The sequence below is a fragment of the Mesorhizobium sp. M7A.T.Ca.US.000.02.2.1 genome, assembly GCF_003996995.1.
In the GTDB taxonomy this organism is placed as follows: domain Bacteria; phylum Pseudomonadota; class Alphaproteobacteria; order Rhizobiales; family Rhizobiaceae; genus Mesorhizobium.
Genome location: NZ_RZTT01000932.1, coordinates 1 through 398 on the forward strand (window position 1 = coordinate 1; position 398 = coordinate 398).

Genomic DNA, 398 nt, shown 5'->3' on the forward strand with positions numbered 1-398 from the left:
GACACCTTGAATGCGGTCATGCCGCGTGCATCGGCGATGGCCACCATGTCCTCGACCGCCTTGTCATCGAAGGAGCGCGAGGTCTGCAGGCGATTACCCTTGTCCACGAATGCCACCTTCTTCGGGTCATTCGCGTCCAGGTACTTCTGACCATCCTTCTTGTATCGGCTGGCCACATCCTCCGGGACGAGCTTGTCCCTGGCTGCAGCGTCGGCAAATGCCGACTGATCGCGCACCTGGTTGTGGCCTTCACCCACGTTCGGAAGCGGGGGCGGCATGACAACAGAGGCCGGCTTGCCGGCGTCGGCGTCCTGGTCCTTTTCGACGTTGCCCTTCCCCTTGCCGATCAGTCGCTCGATCTGCTCCTTTGAGAGCGCAACCTCGATTTCGTTGCGTAC

The 398-nt window shown here is 61.3% G+C and carries 1 protein-coding gene; it reads right to left on the reverse strand.

Translation table 11 applies throughout. The features are described 5' to 3' along the window. A partial coding sequence (locus tag EOD15_RS36185) for an LPD7 domain-containing protein (RefSeq protein ID WP_185929194.1) occupies positions 1 to 398 on the reverse strand: 398 nt, incomplete at both ends.